Source organism: Vibrio sp. D404a, from assembly GCF_030248535.1.
Taxonomy (GTDB): Bacteria; Pseudomonadota; Gammaproteobacteria; order Enterobacterales; family Vibrionaceae; genus Vibrio.
This window is the reverse complement of the sequence record NZ_JAHGAJ010000020.1, coordinates 1-16,640: the sequence shown is the minus strand read 5'-3', so window position 1 is coordinate 16,640 and position 16,640 is coordinate 1. Positions and strand designations below refer to the sequence as shown.

General features: G+C 45.5%; 18 protein-coding genes. 4 read left to right on the top strand and 14 right to left on the bottom strand.

Features of this window, described 5'->3' with window-relative positions:
- Window positions 1-40: 40 nt before the first annotated feature.
- Window positions 41-1,348: an acetyl-CoA C-acyltransferase FadI gene (gene fadI, locus KI655_RS13390; RefSeq protein ID WP_285405759.1), complete on the bottom strand. Its 1,308-nt coding sequence runs from the start codon at window positions 1,346-1,348 to the stop codon at window positions 41-43.
- Between the two features lie 558 nt (window positions 1,349-1,906).
- On the opposite strand from fadI, the gene KI655_RS13385 reads away from it, so the two are divergent.
- The 4 genes from KI655_RS13385 to KI655_RS13370 all read left to right on the top strand — a co-directional run bounded on the left by KI655_RS13385 (window position 1,907) and on the right by KI655_RS13370 (window position 6,270).
- Entirely contained in the window at window positions 1,907-2,455 is a 549-nt protein-coding gene (locus KI655_RS13385; RefSeq protein ID WP_285405922.1) for a sigma-70 family RNA polymerase sigma factor, read from the top strand.
- On the top strand, window positions 2,448-3,176 hold the full coding sequence (locus KI655_RS13380) for a DUF3379 domain-containing protein (protein ID WP_285405757.1): 729 nt from the start codon (window positions 2,448-2,450) through the stop codon (window positions 3,174-3,176). The genes KI655_RS13385 and KI655_RS13380 overlap by 8 nt, the downstream gene beginning before the upstream one ends.
- A gap of 298 nt (window positions 3,177-3,474) precedes the next feature.
- Window positions 3,475-4,707: an outer membrane protein transport protein gene (locus tag KI655_RS13375; protein WP_285405754.1), complete on the top strand. Its 1,233-nt coding sequence runs from the start codon at window positions 3,475-3,477 to the stop codon at window positions 4,705-4,707.
- Between the two features lie 300 nt (window positions 4,708-5,007).
- Complete coding sequence (locus tag KI655_RS13370; protein WP_285405752.1) at window positions 5,008-6,270, top strand: outer membrane protein transport protein; 1,263 nt, start codon at window positions 5,008-5,010, stop codon at window positions 6,268-6,270.
- An 80-nt stretch (window positions 6,271-6,350) separates the two neighbouring features.
- On the opposite strand, the gene KI655_RS13365 is transcribed toward KI655_RS13370, so the two are convergent.
- From KI655_RS13365 to KI655_RS13305, 13 genes are all read right to left on the bottom strand, one after another.
- On the bottom strand, window positions 6,351-7,139 hold the full coding sequence (locus KI655_RS13365; RefSeq protein ID WP_285405750.1) for a VacJ family lipoprotein: 789 nt from the start codon (window positions 7,137-7,139) through the stop codon (window positions 6,351-6,353).
- A 123-nt stretch (window positions 7,140-7,262) separates the two neighbouring features.
- The gene (ccmI, locus tag KI655_RS13360; protein ID WP_285405748.1) at window positions 7,263-8,483 is read right to left on the bottom strand and encodes a c-type cytochrome biogenesis protein CcmI; all 1,221 of its coding nucleotides are present in this window, start codon (window positions 8,481-8,483) and stop codon (window positions 7,263-7,265) included.
- Entirely contained in the window at window positions 8,483-8,968 is a 486-nt protein-coding gene (locus KI655_RS13355) for a cytochrome c-type biogenesis protein (RefSeq protein WP_285405746.1), read from the bottom strand. The genes ccmI and KI655_RS13355 overlap by 1 nt, the downstream gene beginning before the upstream one ends.
- Window positions 8,965-9,516, bottom strand: a complete 552-nt coding sequence (locus tag KI655_RS13350; RefSeq protein WP_285405744.1) for a DsbE family thiol:disulfide interchange protein — start codon at window positions 9,514-9,516, stop codon at window positions 8,965-8,967. The genes KI655_RS13355 and KI655_RS13350 overlap by 4 nt, the downstream gene beginning before the upstream one ends.
- Window positions 9,516-11,486 (bottom strand): heme lyase CcmF/NrfE family subunit, encoded by a 1,971-nt coding sequence (locus tag KI655_RS13345; RefSeq protein ID WP_285405742.1) that lies wholly within the window; start codon window positions 11,484-11,486, stop codon window positions 9,516-9,518. Before KI655_RS13345 ends, KI655_RS13350 begins: the two co-directional genes overlap by 1 nt.
- Complete coding sequence (gene ccmE / locus KI655_RS13340; protein WP_285405740.1) at window positions 11,483-11,965, bottom strand: cytochrome c maturation protein CcmE; 483 nt, start codon at window positions 11,963-11,965, stop codon at window positions 11,483-11,485. The genes KI655_RS13345 and ccmE overlap by 4 nt, the downstream gene beginning before the upstream one ends.
- Window positions 11,962-12,168, bottom strand: a complete 207-nt coding sequence (gene ccmD, locus KI655_RS13335; protein WP_032549636.1) for a heme exporter protein CcmD — start codon at window positions 12,166-12,168, stop codon at window positions 11,962-11,964. Before ccmD ends, ccmE begins: the two co-directional genes overlap by 4 nt.
- 14 nt (window positions 12,169-12,182) lie before the next feature.
- Window positions 12,183-12,923, bottom strand: a complete 741-nt coding sequence (locus KI655_RS13330; protein ID WP_285405737.1) for a heme ABC transporter permease — start codon at window positions 12,921-12,923, stop codon at window positions 12,183-12,185.
- 134 nt (window positions 12,924-13,057) lie between these two features.
- Complete coding sequence (ccmB, locus tag KI655_RS13325; protein WP_285405735.1) at window positions 13,058-13,726, bottom strand: heme exporter protein CcmB; 669 nt, start codon at window positions 13,724-13,726, stop codon at window positions 13,058-13,060.
- A gap of 1 nt (window position 13,727) precedes the next feature.
- The gene (gene ccmA / locus KI655_RS13320; protein ID WP_285405733.1) at window positions 13,728-14,345 is read right to left on the bottom strand and encodes a cytochrome c biogenesis heme-transporting ATPase CcmA; all 618 of its coding nucleotides are present in this window, start codon (window positions 14,343-14,345) and stop codon (window positions 13,728-13,730) included.
- 275 nt (window positions 14,346-14,620) lie between these two features.
- Window positions 14,621-15,127 carry a DUF2802 domain-containing protein gene (locus KI655_RS13315; protein ID WP_285405731.1) on the bottom strand — a complete coding sequence of 169 codons (507 nt, stop codon included), beginning with the start codon at window positions 15,125-15,127 and terminating at the stop codon, window positions 14,621-14,623.
- Complete coding sequence (locus tag KI655_RS13310) at window positions 15,127-15,621, bottom strand: chemotaxis protein CheW (protein WP_032549641.1); 495 nt, start codon at window positions 15,619-15,621, stop codon at window positions 15,127-15,129. The genes KI655_RS13315 and KI655_RS13310 overlap by 1 nt, the downstream gene beginning before the upstream one ends.
- Before the next feature lie 37 nt (window positions 15,622-15,658).
- Window positions 15,659-16,640 (bottom strand): chemotaxis protein CheW (locus KI655_RS13305; protein WP_285405728.1); only part of this gene is annotated, 982 nt, incomplete at its 5' end.

The window sequence follows — 16,640 nt, the reverse complement described above, 5'->3', positions numbered from 1 at the left end:
ACCGCTTCGTTCTCTGTATTTACTTCAACGTTATTAGACATTACTCCACCTCCAAGATCATTGCTGCACCTAGACCACCAGCCGCACACGCTGTATTCAATGCTAAACCACCACCACGTCGTTTCAGTTCACGCAGGGTCTGTGTCATCATACGCGCACCCGTTGCCGCAAATGGGTGACCATAAGCGATAGAACCGCCCAGCACGTTAAACTTCTCCATATCGATCTCACCAATCGCTTGGCCTCGACCTAAATTCTTCTGAGCGAACTCATCGCTGGCAAACATTTTCACGTTAGCAAGCGCTTGTGCAGCAAAGGCTTCATGCATATCAATCAGTGTTAAATCTGAAAGCTCCAAGCCTGTATTTTCTAAGACTTTAGACGTTGCGTAGGTAGGCCCCATCAACATATCGGTTTCAACACCAATAGCTGAGAAAGCAAAGCCACGAATGTAGCCCAATACCTCAAGACCAAGCTCTTTCGCTTTGCCTTCGCGCATCAACATAACCGCGGCGGCTCCGTCTGTTAGCGGCGTCGCGTTGGCAGCCGTAACGCTACCGTATTGGCGGTCAAAAGCAGGACGCAGCTTAGCGTAGCCCTCTAATGTCGAATCTTTACGGATGTTGTTATCTTCAGAGATGTACTTCTTGTACGGCGCAGGGAACGCTGTCATCACTTCGTCTTGAATCTTGCCATCTTGCCATGCTTGAGCAGCAAGTGAATGCGAGCGATGCGCTAAGGCGTCTTGTTCTTCACGAGTGATACCGTGCGTTTTTGCCATCTGTTCTGCGGTTTGGCCCATAGACAGGCCTGTTGAGTACTCCGCGACCGCAGGCGGCACTGGCATTAAATCTTTAACCGATAGGCTCTTCAGTATTTTGAGTTTTTGGCCCAAGGTTTTGGTTTTGCTTAACGCAAGAAGGTTGGCAGCGAGTTTTTTCGAAACACCGATTGGTAGTACAGAAGAAGAGTCTGCACCGCCTGCGATACCAACATCTATTGTTCCTGCCATGATACTTTCTGCAACATTCGCAGCAGCTTGGAAACTTGTCGCACAAGCACGTGTCACACTGTAGGCATCAGTATGAATGTTCATTCCCGTGCCCAATACAATCTCACGCGCAATGTTTGGCGCTTCTGGCATCTGTACTACTTGTCCAAACACCACTTGTTCAATAAGCGCAGGATCGATATCTGTTCTCGCAAGCATTTCGCTTACGACCATTTTTCCTAGATCCACCGCAGGCACTTGGCTAAATTCTGTACTTTGGCGAGCGAATGGGGTTCGTAATCCAGCGACAACGGCAACACGCTCTCCCGAACGAGTTTTGACTTCCTGTTTGCCCATGGTTTCTCCTTAAGGTTGAGAGGTCTGACCTGATGCATTGTAAAGAAGTTGTTAATTTAATCAAACAGCCGTTTAAATAAACGTGACGGGAGTAGAAAGCCCTGATTAATAAGAAGTGTGATATCGAATCGAACCTTTACGATTATTAATGCTCAAATAAAAGCTAAACTAATGAGAGATACCAGATTTATAAGTGGCAAGGAGTTCGCCTATCACCGACTGATTGTCTTTAGGCAAAAAAAAACCACACAAAGCTGTGTGGTTGGAATGTTTTAAAGCAATTAACTTAACGCCAATTGAAAATAATCAGTTTCCTGATTAGGAGAAAGTAAAGTCAGCCTTCAAAAGGAAGTGTCGTCTTGCTCAACATGTTAGCCACAAGGACTAACTAGACGACAAGATGTACTATAGCCTGTTCGAAGTCTTAGATTTTGAAGTAGATCAATTTTAATGTGATTTTACGCTTTCCGGCTAACAACAACTTAGAAAACAAAGCACAACGAATAAAAACACTCTATCCACAGAGCAAGTATGGAGGCTCATGTGTCGATAATAAAAATGTTTGGAAAGAAAACAGCCAAGCGTCCGGTCAACTCTGATATGGACAAACAAAGAAAATACGAAGCACTCGTGCGAGCGTATCATCGTGACCTATTTCGCTATGCCTATTGGTTATGCAAAGACAAAAGCATTGCGGAAGATTTGGTGCAAGAAACCTGCTTAAGGGCGTGGAAATCACTCGATAGCCTGCAGGATGAGAAGGCAGCAAAGTCATGGTTGATCACGATTTTGCGTCGCGAGAATGCTCGACGTTTTGAACGTAAACAGTTTGATCTGGTTGATATTGATGACCATGGCAATGATGCTAAAGTCAGTGACGATCCGCATCATCAGCATCAATGGCTACAAGCTCAGATCATGAAATTGGAAGTCGATTACCGAGAACCACTCTTTCTACAAGTGATTGGTGGGTTTAGTGGTGAAGAGATCGCAGAGATCCTCGATCTAAACAAAAACACGGTAATGACACGATTATTTAGAGCTCGAAATCAGCTGAAAGAGATGCTGGATTCCGAAGAGTCAGAAAGGGGGCAACATAATGGATGATTTAGAATTCCGTCGTCGTATATTGTCGGAACCGAAACAGAGAAATCAAGACATCATGGATGCTGCTGCAAATAGTGAGGCGAACAGTAAATTCTTGGATGATGTGCTTGCTCTGGATAAGCAAATTCATTCAGCCATGAACGTGGATGTGCCTGACGATCTTGCCGATCGCATTCTATTCAATCAAACCTCGACTGAGGAGAGCAAAGTGGTGAAACCGACTTTTGCTCGACGTGCGATGGCGATGGCCGCTTCGGTTGCGTTTGTAGCCGGGTTGCTGGTTGGTCAGATTAATTGGGGGAACGCTTTAGTCTCCCCAGCGCAAGCGAGCTTAGCAGACACCGCTCTAAAACATGTGGTGACTGAAAAGCCATTTGTTGACGTGTTAGACGAGAATGTATCGTCTGATCAGATCAACACAAAAATGAACCCGTTTGCGTATCAGTTTGATGATACCTTCCCGTACCATGTTTATTACCTCAACCATTGTGGTTTTGGTAAGTCGAATGCGATGCATATGGTATTTCAAGGTGAAAAAGGCAAGGTAACTCTGTTCTTAACCGGTATCCCTTCAGACGAAAACATCAACTTTGAAGAAGATGGAATGTCAGGTTCCATCACACCGATTGACGAAAGCAGTTTGATTCTCGTCGGCATGGAAGGTGAAGATGTCGATAAAATTGCCGAAAAGCTAACTAAAATGATTAAACCTATGGGCTAATCTGCTACTCAAACGCCCATAAACACTGAGCCCAGCACTATATCACTGATATTGCTGGGCTTTGTTTTATAAATAAAATCCAAACCATTCATAAAAAACATAACACTAGAGTTAAAACTCTAAAAAACAGCGTTTCGTACCATTTTCCTGTCAGATAGGCGTCATTTCCGTAATTTTATGCTCAAATTTCCCAATGGTCGGATTTGTATACTCTATACTAACGCTTAGGATCAGCCCCCATTGAGCAAAAGCTCAAATAAATCGCCCTGTAGAGGCGGATACATAAAGGAATTAATAAATGACAAACAACACGCGTCTGTTTAAAAAGTCTCTTTTAGCAGTAACAATTACGACAATTACACTCGCCTCTTCACAAGCAATGGCAGCCGGTTTCCAACTTAACGCACAATCTGCGACTGGTCTTGGTCGTGCATTTGCGGGTGATGCAGTAATCGCAGATAACGCTTCTGTAATGGCTCGTAACCCAGCAGCAATGGCGCTATTTGACAAAACTGAACTTTCTCTTGGTTTTGAAACCATCACATCAATGATTGAAGTGAAAGATGCCAACTATGCTGGTAGCGATATTCCTGATGTTGACGATGTTGGTGATACATCAGTTGCTCCAAACATCCATCTTATTGTTCCAGTGAACGATAAGTTTGCATGGGGTGTTAACGCTTATACCAACTTCGGCACAAAAACCGAGTTTGCAGATGATTACCCAGCAGAAGTTTACGGTGGCTTGACTGATGTTATGAGTATCAACTTTGGTCTTGCTGGTTCTTATCGCCTGAACGAGCAATGGAGCTTCGGTGCGGGCTTAGATTTGATCTACGGTGAAGGTACGATGAAACGCTCTGCACCGGGTAGTCAAGGCTCAGTGTACTTGTTAAACGTTGACAAGGCCGATGGTTGGGCTGTTGGCTTCAACTTAGGTACGGTATTCGAATTAGATGAGAACAACCGTTTCGGCTTGGCCTATACATATAGCCCAGAATTTACAGCTGAAGATGATAAAGGACAGGAAATCACCCTGCCTTTACCAGATATGCTTGAGTTTTCTGGTTACCACAAAATTGAAGACACAAAGTTTGCCGTGCACTACTCCGTTCAGTGGATTGGTTGGGGTGACTTCGATCAAATTGAATTCAGAAACTTAGATCTAGCAACATCTCCGATTGGTGGTGTAAACGGTAGTTATGACAAAGAGTATGCGTGGCAGGATGGCTGGCACTACGCTATTGGTGGTACTTACTACCTAAACCGCGACTGGACCCTTCGTGCAGGTTACATGTACGATACAAGCGCTCAGGATAATGTAACTTCTATTTCGGTTCCAGATTCTGATCGTCAATGGTTCTCTGCTGGTTTTACTTACCACATTGATACAGCCTCTAATGTAGACTTCGGCTTTACTTACCTAATGGGTGACGATGTTGAGGTGACTGAAAATTCTGCAGGTCCATTAACAGCTACTACTCACGCGGACGCATTACTATTCGGTCTACAATACAGCCGCAGCTTCTAATCAAAACTAAGCTTAAAAACATCAAAGGGTCGCTATTCGCGGCCCTTTTTTATATTGCACAAACGCAACACTCCTCTCTCAGTTAAGCTTACAGTTGTAGCCTCTAAAGGGCATATATCACTACAAGTGTACGCTCAAAATTCGTAACACCCTCGAAACATTCAGTTTTTTTAACTGCCATCAACCAGTTTTTAATCATTTAATACCTAAAACAGTGTTTTATTCGAATTTCATTTTTAAAGTAATAGCTCTAAAAGTAAAATCACTGACCTTAATACTTATGATTCAGCGAACATAATAATGAAAATGAATAAGACTCTCCTATCTGCTGCAGTGGCAGTTGGTTTACTTTCTACATCAAGCATTACACACGCTGCAGGCTTCCAACTTGCAGAATACTCAGCGACTGGCCTTGGTCGTGCGTACGCTGGTGAAGCAGCAATGGCGGACAACGCTGGCGCACAATGGCGTAACCCTGCAATGCTGACATACCTAGAAGGTACACAAGTGTCTGTTGGTGCGATCTATGTTGATCCAAACATTGATATCGAAGGTACATCTGGTGCAAATACTCCAGCAAATAGCGAAGACTTCGCTCACAGCGCTGTGATTCCTAACTTTTACGTATCTCACCAGTATTCAGAAAAGTTAGCAATCGGCTTCGCTGCAGGCACCAACTACGGTATGGAAACTGACCTAGGCACTGACTTTGCCGGCGCTAACCACGGCAACGAAGCAAGCGTGATCAGCATGGAGCTAAACTTAAATGCGGCTTACCAAGTTCTAGAAAACGTATCTGTGGGTGGTGGTATTCGTTACGTAATGGCGGAAGGTAGCTTTGGTGCAACAGCTACTGGTACTTTGCCTGTGGGCACAACACTTAAGTATATGGAAGGTGATGATACTGCGTGGGGCTGGCAAGTGGGTACGGCATGGCAGATCAATGAAAATCACCGCCTAGGCTTTACCTACAAATCTGAAGTTGATCTGACCCTTGAAGGTCACGCAAAAGGCTTTGCTTTCAACATGGCAAACCCAAATGCGCATAAACCTGGCTCTATGGATCTAGCATTACCAGCGACAGCTGAAATCGCTTCTTTCCATCAACTAACAGACAAAGTTGCCGTTCACGCTAGCGTCAACTGGACTGACTGGAGTAGCTTCAAAGAACTAGTAGCAGACTTCCCAGGTGAGCCGTCAGACTTAATCAAAGAAGAAAACTGGGAAGACAACTACCGATTTGCGATCGGTACGACTTACCAAATGACCCCAAAACTGGCTCTACGCTCTGGTATTGCTTACGACACGTCAGCAGTAAGCGAAGAGCACCGTACAGCGACAATCCCAGAAACAGATCGTACTTGGTTGAGTATTGGTGCTGGCTATCAATGGTCTGAACAATTAACTCTTGATGCTGGTTTCACTTACATCCTAGCGAAAGATGCTAAGATGCATGAGAGTGATCCTGGCTTTGGTGGCGCTGATATGTTTGGTGGCAGTTTCGAAGGCGAAGTATCTGGCAGCATTTGGCTCGTAGGTGTTCAAGCCAACTACCGCTTCTAAGCTATTCAAATACAAAGCAAGATCAAAAAAGCTCGGCACTTACCGAGCTTTTTTATATCAGATTGAAAATTGAGGTCTAATTAGAAATCTTCTAAGTAACCGTCAATCAAATCTTCTTCTTCTAGGTCGACCTCTTCCGGCTCGATTTCTGCCTTAAAATCACGACGCTGGATATAGATATCGCGGGTCAGAGCATATGGATCCGGTGAGTCGTCAAGTAACGCTTCTTGTGATACAAGCTGAGCACGTGATTCCATGCCTTCTAATGCCCACTTACCTAAACCTGCCCAGAAGTTAAGTAGTGAAAGTGGTAAGTACAGGCCATCGACCTGCTCTGTGACTTCACGAGTGGTAACAGGACCATAACCTGGAACCATAAAGTAAGGGCCGTTCCCTACCCCATAGTGACCGATAGCATCAGAGAAAGACTTATCGTCATATTTAGTGATACCGGCTTCACTCGCAATATCAATTAAACCGACTAAACCAAAGGTGGAGTTAATCCAGAAACGGTTAAAGTGGTCGAGTGCCTTCTCCCCGTTACCCATAATCAAGTTATTGACCATGCTTGCGGGTTCGTCCAAGTTAGCTAAAAAGTTCGAGATGCCGGTACGCACTGGTACAGGAGTGTAGTTTACGTAAGCAAGAGAGACTGGACGCACAAGGTAAGGGTCTAAGTACTCGTAGTTAATATCCCACATCGCACGGTTGAACCCTTCAAAGGGGTCATTGGGATGAGGTTCAACTTCATACTCACTCGTCTGTTGATCATTGGTGCTCGCGACGTCTTCGTCAGGCACGCTTGAACAGCCAACCGTAACGCTTGCAGCAAGTAACAAACCAGAAAGTCTTAATGCGTTGATAGACATATCACCTTTTCCATAAGGAATTACAATAATAAAAAAGGCCAGCAATCGCTGGCCTCAATTGTTTGCGTAAGTCTATAACGTTTCTCAAGAAATCGGAATAGCCACGCTTGTGCAATTCGCTTATTAATACTGCTGATCAATGCTCAGTGTTACTGGAGAACCTAGCTCTACCACTTCACTTTCACCGTACCAATCGCCTTCGCGAGTTGCAACGTTGCCATCTGTATCAAGCCTAGCGCGAACCATCAGAGTTTCAAGGCTAGAGAGTTTGATACCTTCCATCATGCTATTGCCATCATCAAGCACAACAGTACGTGGGAATGCACCTAGCGGGTAACGAGCGGCAGCAACCGGCATTGGAGAGCCATCTGCACGGTGCACAGATACGATTAGAACCGCATCCGGATCCGCATTCACTTGCTCACCAAGCTCAAGCGTCACAGCCACACTCTTACCTTCTGCTACGCCCATCAAGTTGCCCATTTTTTTCTGAGCACTTTCGATACTGCGAGAAAGCATTTCATAACGGCTGTCCTGAGGACCAATCATCTGCTGCATAATGCTCCAGTACTTCACTGCTGATGGGTAATCTTGACGCTCAAACGCATCAAACGCCAACAGTGAGAAAACGCGCAAATCAACATAGTCTTTCTGAACCAATCGGCTTAGTAGTAGACGGGCTTGGTTCTGTTCCGCTTCATCCGGAGATAGCATTAACGCTTGCGCAAAACCAAGTTGAACATCTTCATTATTCGGCTCAAGCTTGTAGGCTCGTTCCATAGCATCAATCGCAGTTTGTGCATCGCGGTTTGCTAGAGCGATACGGCCAAGCAGCAACCAGCCCGTTGAGTCTTGTGGTTGATAATGCAGACGAGTACGAAGTGCAAGAGTCAGATCTTCCAATTCGTCATCAGTCAGCGCACCGCCTTCCGCAGACATCAGCTTTTTCGATAGCTCAGGTAAGTTTGCACTCACTTGTTGCCAGTGCTGAACGTCGTCCATCGCACCAAACTTGAAGTACATACCATAGCTGAGCACCAAAGTGATGATGACTGAAGGCACAACTACAGCCACGCTTGAGATCTGCGTTTTCTTAGCTTGCTTCTCAGCAGGAACATCATCCAACAGAGACTGTTTTAGGTCAGCGATCAGCTCTTGCTGGTCATCAACTAAACCTTCTTCTGCTTCAACTTCCAGCTCATCAAGACGATCTTTATAGAATGCTTTATTGAGCTCATCGCGAAGCACTTCGTCGTTGTTGGCTTTCTTGTTCACAAACGGCAGCACAATCAACACGACAGCAGCTAATGATAGGATAATTGTAGAAATCCAAAATAGAGTCATTACTTCTTGTCTCCGTCGTTCTCTTCATCGAGTAACGCTTTTAAACGTGCTTCTTTGTCCGCATTCCAATCATCATTTGTCTCTGTAGCTTTTGCCTTAGACTTTCTGCTTCGAAGAACAATAAGAGCAAAGCCGAACACCACAACGGCAAATGGACCTACCCACAAAATCGCTGTCGCGAACGTCAGTGGCGGGTTGTAAGTTACAAAGTTGCCATAACGAGCGATCATGTAATCAATGATCTCTTGCTCAGACTTGCCCTCTTTCGTCATCTCATACACTTTCTGGCGAAGGTCGACGGCCAATTCGGCATTCGAGTCACCAATAGTGTTGTTTTGACATTTAGGGCAACGCAGCGTGCTGCTCAAAGTTTTGAACTGCTGCTCTTGTTGCAAGTTATCAAACTCATGAATTTCAATCGAAGCCGTTGCTGTCAGAGAGATAGCAAAAGTCGCTAACAGCGCAATCAGTGCGTGTTTAATCATTTTGCTTCCTCCAACAAGTCTTGATACATAGGCTCAAGCGTTGATGCCCAGTTTGTCGGGTTCACATCACCAACATGGCGGTAACGAACAACACCGTTAGCATCGATAAGGAAAGTCTCTGGTGCACCGTATACACCGAGATCTAGGCCTAGCATGCCGTTGCCGTCAAACAGGCTGATTAGGTAAGGGTTACCCAACTCGTTAAGCCATCCCACAGCCTTGTTTCGGTCATCTTTGTAGTTCAGACCAATAATCTTAACGCCTTGCGCAGCCAGCTTGTTTAAGTACGAGTGTTCTGCATAACACGTTGGGCACCACGTTGCCCAAACGTTCAACAGCAGAGGCTCGCCTTTAAATACAGCTTGATCGTAGAGCTTACCCGGCTCCGCTAGATCTTCTAGGCGGAACTCAGGCACTTCTTTACCAATCAATACTGATTCAAGCTTAGTCGGGTCATCGCCCGACTGATTGCGTACCAACTGAGTTGCAAAAATGACAGCCAATGCCATAAAAGCAATCAATGGAATGAAAAGTATCTTCTTATTCATTAAGCCTCCTGCTTTTCGGCTGTCTTTTTCGTTGGCTTGCGGAAACGGTAACGACGGTCACTGATCGCAATAGCACCACCGATCGACATGATCAAAGAACCTGCCCAGATCCAACGTACGAATGGTTTGTAGTAAACACGCACAGCCCAAGATTTGTTGTCATCAAGGCGTTCACCCATCGCAATGTAAAGGTCACGAGTAACACCGCGATCAATCGCTGCTTCCGTCATCATAGACTTAGCTGTGGTGTAGAAACGCTTCTCTGCATGCAGAGTATTGATGTACTTACCGTCTTTCGTGATCTCAAAATCAGCGATGTAGCCATCGTAGTTCGGACCATCTTTGTCACGAACACCAACAAAGTAGAAATCGTACTCTTCAAGTTGGTAGTACTCACCTGGAGCCAAACGTACATCACGCTCGATGCTGTAGTTTTGCACCATAGCGATACCTATAACGGTAACGGCTAGGCCAAGGTGACCCAACATCATCGCCCAGTGACTGCGCTGAATCTTAGTTAAACCAGTCCAGAAGCTATGACGGTGCGTCGCACGTTCATGCAATTCAAAGCCATGCATGAAGATGATCCAGAATGCCATCACCCAACCAGCAAACGCTGTACCGCTGAAGTATTCAGCAAGCACGCTCACCATCAACCAACTCAGACCAAGTGACAGCACACCAGACACAATCATTGGTTTAGCAAGCTTCGACAAGTTGTCACGCTTCCAACGGATCAGTGGACCGATACCTAGTAGGAATGAGAATGGAATCATTAGCCAGAAGAACAGCATATCGAAGAATGGTGCACCGATAGATACTGAACCAAGACCGATTTGCTTATGTACTAGTGGCAATAACGTACCCACCAGCACAACCACAAGCGCTGCGATAAGTAGCACGTTATTAGCAAGTAATGAGTTTTCACGAGACACTAGATCGAAGTTACCACGAACTCGTACCGCTGCACCTTTCACAGCAAACAGCAATAGAGAGCCGCCAATAACAAAGACTAGGAAGCCTAAGATGAACATGCCGCGAGCAGGGTCTGAAGCAAAGGCGTGAACCGATACCAAGATACCTGAACGAACCAAGAAGGTACCTAGCAAGCTCAATGAGAATGCAGAGATTGCCAGTAACACAGTCCACGCTTTAAATGTACCGCGCTTCTCTGTCACTGCTAGAGAGTGCATTAGTGCAGTACCTGCAAGCCAAGGCATGAATGATGCGTTTTCTACTGGATCCCAGAACCACCAGCCACCCCAGCCAAGCTCATAGTAAGCCCACCAAGAACCTAGTGCGATACCTAGCGTTAGGAACAACCAAGCCGCGATAGTCCAAGGACGAGACCAACGAGCCCATGCCGTATCTAAGCGACCGCTCATCAGAGATGCGATAGCAAAAGAGAATGCAACCGAGAAACCTACATAACCCATGTAAAGCATTGGCGGGTGGATGATCAAACCTGGATCTTGAAGAAGCGGGTTTAAGTCACGACCGTCAACTGGGAAGAATGGCAAGGTACGTAAGAACGGGTTAGAGGTCACAATGATGAACAGCAAGAAGCCGACAGTAATTAGACCCATAATCGCCAGAACGCGTGCTACCGACTCTTGTGGCATACCACGGCTGAATACCGCTACCGCCACTGTCCAACCTGCTTGGATTAATACCCAAAGCAGCAGTGAGCCTTCGTGCGCACCCCAAACTGCCGTAATACGGTAGTACCAAGGAAGCTGGCTGTTCGAGTTACTCGCAACATACTGGACAGTAAAGTCGTTGGTATAGAACGCGTAACATAGAATAAAAAACGAAATCGCTAGGAAGATGAACATACCCCATGAGAGTGGGCGGGCACTGTTCATCAATAAAGTGTTATTGCGAGCTGCTCCATATAGGGGGAGCACACTCAGCAACAATGCCAATCCTAGCGATAGGATCATGGCAAAGTGGCCGATCTCGGCTATCATTGAGCACTTCCTTCTTTTTGTTCAGTCGAGTATTGCAAAGGCTCGTGGGTCTTTTTCATCGCTTCAGCAACTTCAGAAGGCATGTACTCTTCATCGTGCTTCGCAAGAACTTCAAACGCTTCAATTGTCGTCGCATTTTTCAATACGCCCTGAGCAACAATACCTTGTCCCTCACGGAAAAGATCAGGAAGAATACCATCATACAGAATCGTTACTTTAGGACCGACATCCGCTAAGTCGAAGCTCACGCGCAGTGATTCGTTATCACGCTTCACAGAGCCCACAACAACCATGCCACCAATACGTAGGCGCTGGCCCACTTCTGGCTTGTGGCCGTCTTTACCGTTAACCAATTCCGTTGGTGTGTAGAACAAATCCATGTTTTGATTCAGTGCGTAAACCATCAGGCCGACAGTCGCACTAATACCAATAAAAATAGCTAGGACAATGCCCAGTCTCTTTTTACGCCTTGGGTTCATAGAGTGTTCTCCATTTTTTTCGCTGCGTCGATACGCGCTTGGCGATCAACTTTAGCTTGTACTTCATTGAGCAATTGCTTACCACGACGAACGCTGACTACCAGCAAGATGATCATCGCAAGAAAAGTGATTCCAAATGCACTCCAAACGTAAGAGGCGTAACCGCCCATCGCAAAGAAATCACTGAGAGATTCAAAATACATAATGACCTACCCGATTACGCTTTTTCGGCCGCAAGTTTGCGGACCCACGGACGATGACCTTCTTTGCTGATGATCTCGTTACGGAAACGAACCATAGTCACAGCGCCGAAGAAGAAGGCAAAACCGAAAATATTAAGAAGCAGTGGCCACAACATATCGCTTGAGATCGATGGTTTATCGAACTTAGTGATTGTTGCGCCTTGGTGTAGTGTGTTCCACCACTCTACCGAGAAGTGAATAATAGGTAAGTTAATCACACCGACAATAGCAAGAATGCCTGCTGCTTTTGCCGCTGTTTTCTGATCATCAAAAGCGTGGTGCAGAGCGATAACGCCCAAATACAAAAATAGTAAGATCAGTTCAGAAGTTAGACGAGCATCCCATACCCACCATGCGCCCCACATAGGCTTACCCCATACCGCACCGGTTAACAGAGCAATAAAGGTAAACACAGCACCGATAGGCGCCATTGCCAGAGATGCCATGTCTGACAATCTTACTTGCCACACAAGGCCAATAAAGGCGGCAATTGCCATTGACATGTACACACCCATCGACCAAATAGCTGACGGTACGTGAATGTAGATAATTCTAAAGCTATCACCTTGCTGATAATCTGAAGGCGCAAATGCAAGCCCCCAAACGGTACCAACGGATAGGCACAATAGTGCTAGAACTGAGAACCATGGCAGAAGTTTACCAGCAAGCTGATAAGACGTTTCCGCTTTGGCGTAGGGATGGAGCCATTTCCACATGTTGTAATCTCACTTTTACTCATATTACTTACAGCTGTTAAAGCTATAGTTATTATAATTTATTTACGGTTGCTTTCCGTATGGCGACTCTAAGAGTCTTGCGGTGTCTATTAGTTCACACCAAATTTGTTTGTTTAGTTCACGCTCACACGCAGCGCTGCACTAATCGCAAATGGCGTCAGCGTCATTGCACCCATTAACATGGCACCTAACACCGCTAATTGTCCGTTATACGCAACACCTAGTGCCGCAGCATCAATTGCTGAGGTAGCAAATATCAAAATTGGGATATAGAGCGGTAGGATGAGCAGACTTAAAAGGACACCGCCCTTCTGTAACCCAACAGTTAAAGCCACACCGATAGCACCAATAAAACTCAATGCAGGTGTCCCTACCAGCAAGGTCAACACAACTGAGAGCCATGTATCAAAATCGAGTGATAACAAAACAGCCAATAGCGGGCTGATTAAAATTAATGGTAAACCAGTCAATAGCCAGTGTGCTATGACCTTGGACAATACTACCAACTGCAACGGGATGGGCATCAGCATCATCTGCTCAAGCGCTCCATCCTGAAAATCATCACGAAATAGGCGTTCTAAAGAAAGCAAAGCAGATAACAGAGCTGCAACCCAAACAATGCCTGCAGAAATGCGCGCAAGCAGATTTGGCTCAGGGCCAATGCTCAGCGGGAACAGTGTGATAACAATAATAAAGAACCACAGAGGGTTGAAAATATCCGCTTGGCGACGAAACGCGATAAGAAGCTCACGTCGGATAATCATAGTCATTGAAGAGATCATATTATTCACCCAGCTTGATTTTTCTTAGTTTCGGGCTGTCAGCGAACATATCTTGGTGTGTTGTCAGTAACACAATTCCGCCGTTGTCTGCATGCTGTGAAAACAAATTCTCGAGAACTTTCACACCTTGCTTATCGATTGCCGTTAATGGCTCGTCTAAGATCCACAGCATCTGTTTGCTCAACCACAAACGCGCGAGTGCTACACGACGCTGTTGCCCCGCAGACAACTGCCCTGCCGGAACGTCTTCTCGTCCAGCTAAGCCCACTTGAGCAAGTGCGCTATAAAGTTCTTCTTTAGTCGCTTTACCACTGTGAATCGCTTGGTAAAAGCTCAGGTTTTCGTACGCACTGAGTTCGCGCTTAACACCTGTTTGGTGGCCAAGGAACAAAAGATTTTGATGATAAGCGTCTCGATTGGACTCAATTGACTGCCCATCCCAAGAAATCGTCCCCTCATCTCGGTCACCTAAACCCGTAATAATCCTAAGTAGTGTGGTCTTGCCGGTGCCATTCCTTCCTTCAACTTGCACCAGTTCTCCGGCTTTAAGTTGAAAAGACAAAGATTCGAATAGAACTCTTTCGTCACGAATAGCAGTTAAATTTGAGACTTCTAACATAGGAAATTTGGGTCCAATAATAAGAGGGGTATAGTAGCACACCATTATGGTGACAAAACAGGACTAGGTCTTTGCGAAAGAACAAACTCAGTAAGAAACTGTTAACGCTGTGTCAAAATTTACACATTTTATCTTTAAAGCATAATCTCTCAAAGATACAAACACTTAGAGATAGCGTTCTATAACTTAGATTTTGCAATTTCACTAAACTTTGGACACAAAAAAAGAAGCCTAAGCTTCTTTTTAAAATAGCGGTTTCGCGCTTAACTTAATTTTTAGCGACGCGGTGGCTTGCGGCGGTCATGCGGCTTAGGCTGATCATCATAAGATGATGGGTTACTACGAAGCGATGGGATCTTCTCTTTACCCGCTAACTTATTCTGTAGAGACATCATTAGCTCAGCTTCCGCTTTTGGTAACTCACACTCTTCGATTAGCTCGTTGATGCCGGCACCCAGTTGTACCATTTTCGTCGCTCGAGTATAAAGTCGGCCGTCTGTATCGGCGTGTTCTAACTCAACAATACGCTCATTGAGATGCTTAATCACATCCTCTTGCTCTGTCACTTTTTGGCCAAGGCCAACCACCACAGAGCGAACCTCTAGCAACTGCTTGCTCGATTTTTGGAGTTCTTTCTCCAGGCTACGAACTTGCGCGCGCGAGTGGTCGAGTTGTTTTTGTAGGACACTTTTCACTTTGCCCAACAACACAACAATAAATAGCGTAAAACACCCAACTCCAATAATCAGTGCAGCTGGGGTTAAAGGAAGCGCTTCAAACATTATAGGTGAGCCATCTCATCCCATTCGTCTTCGCTAAGTAGCTTGTTCAGGTCAACCAAGATCAGAAGCTTACCGTCACGGTTGCTTACGCCTTGGATGAACTTAGCACTTTCATCGGTACCCACGCTTGGTGTTGTATCGATTTCAGAAGAACGAAGGTAAACCACTTCCGCTACGCTATCTACAAGGATACCAATGACTTGACGCTCAGATTCGATCACGATGATACGTGTGTTGTCTGTGATTTCGCCTTGCATTAGACCAAAACGTGAACGTGTATCGATAACTGTTACAACGTTACCACGTAGGTTAATAATACCCAGTACGTAGTCTGGAGCACCTGGTACTGGAGCAATCTCACTATAACGAAGAACTTCACGCACCTGCATTACATTGATGCCGTAAGTTTCTTCCTCAAGTTGGAATGTCACCCATTGAAGTACTTCATCATTGGTTTGATCTTTTCTTACTTCAACTTCACTCAATTGAGACATATTCAATCCTCTTGCCGCCGTTACCGGCTCACTATTACTAACCTAATGCTTTTACATCTAACCCTGCATTTAGCATGGCGATCAATGCTTCAACATGAATCAAAGCACACATTTTTTCTTTAACCATACCTGCGAGCCATGGACGTTTTCCTGCCATTTCTCGCCAGCGTACTTTATCTGTATTTAGGAGCTCGGTGCCTTTGAGTTCTGTACTGGCCAGCCCCCACATGCTCTCACCCAACATCACTATATATTGATAGTTTTCTTTGTATTCGTCACTGGTTAACTTCTCAGACATCACCCATTTTGCGGTATCGACCACATCTAATTGATTATCTCTATTAGATTGAAGGCCTAAATACCAATCTGGACGACCAATTAGGTGACTCAACTCTTCCAAGCGATGTATGCCACCCAGCTCATCCAATGGAACTGCGAAAGTCACACCATTAACATCAAAGTAGAGCACTTGAAAATCTTCACTGCGAACCGTGCTCTCCCACGATGTGAAGTTATTCACCCCACCCGCTTGAGTTTCTGGCTCAACTTGTTGCTCTACCGTTTCTAAGTCTTCCTGAACCGCAACCGTCTCTTCAACGGTTTCAACACTCGGCTGATAGACAGGTTCACTGAAAACTTGAGGCTCAGCTTCCGCAACCGTTTCGGCTACATTTTCAAAAAGGGGCTCTTCAATATCCCAGCTTTGAATCTCTTCTTCAGCTTGCTGCTCTGCAATATCTGGCTCAGGCGTCGCAACCTCAGCGGTTGGCGCAGCCATTTCCATCTGCGGAGCCAAGTTAGTTTCCGGCGCCACCTCGACATTTGTCGAATGCAAAGCAATCTGCTGAGTGTTCTGATCCATTAAGTCGTCGAGGTTTAGCTCTTCAACGACATTGGTTGACTCTAATTGACTCAGTAATTTCTGAACGTCTTCAAGGTTAGGTACCTCGAATTCCGCAGATCGAATCTCTGAGTAAGTCGAATACTCTGCCAGTTTTCGTTCTGGCTCTGGCTCTGGC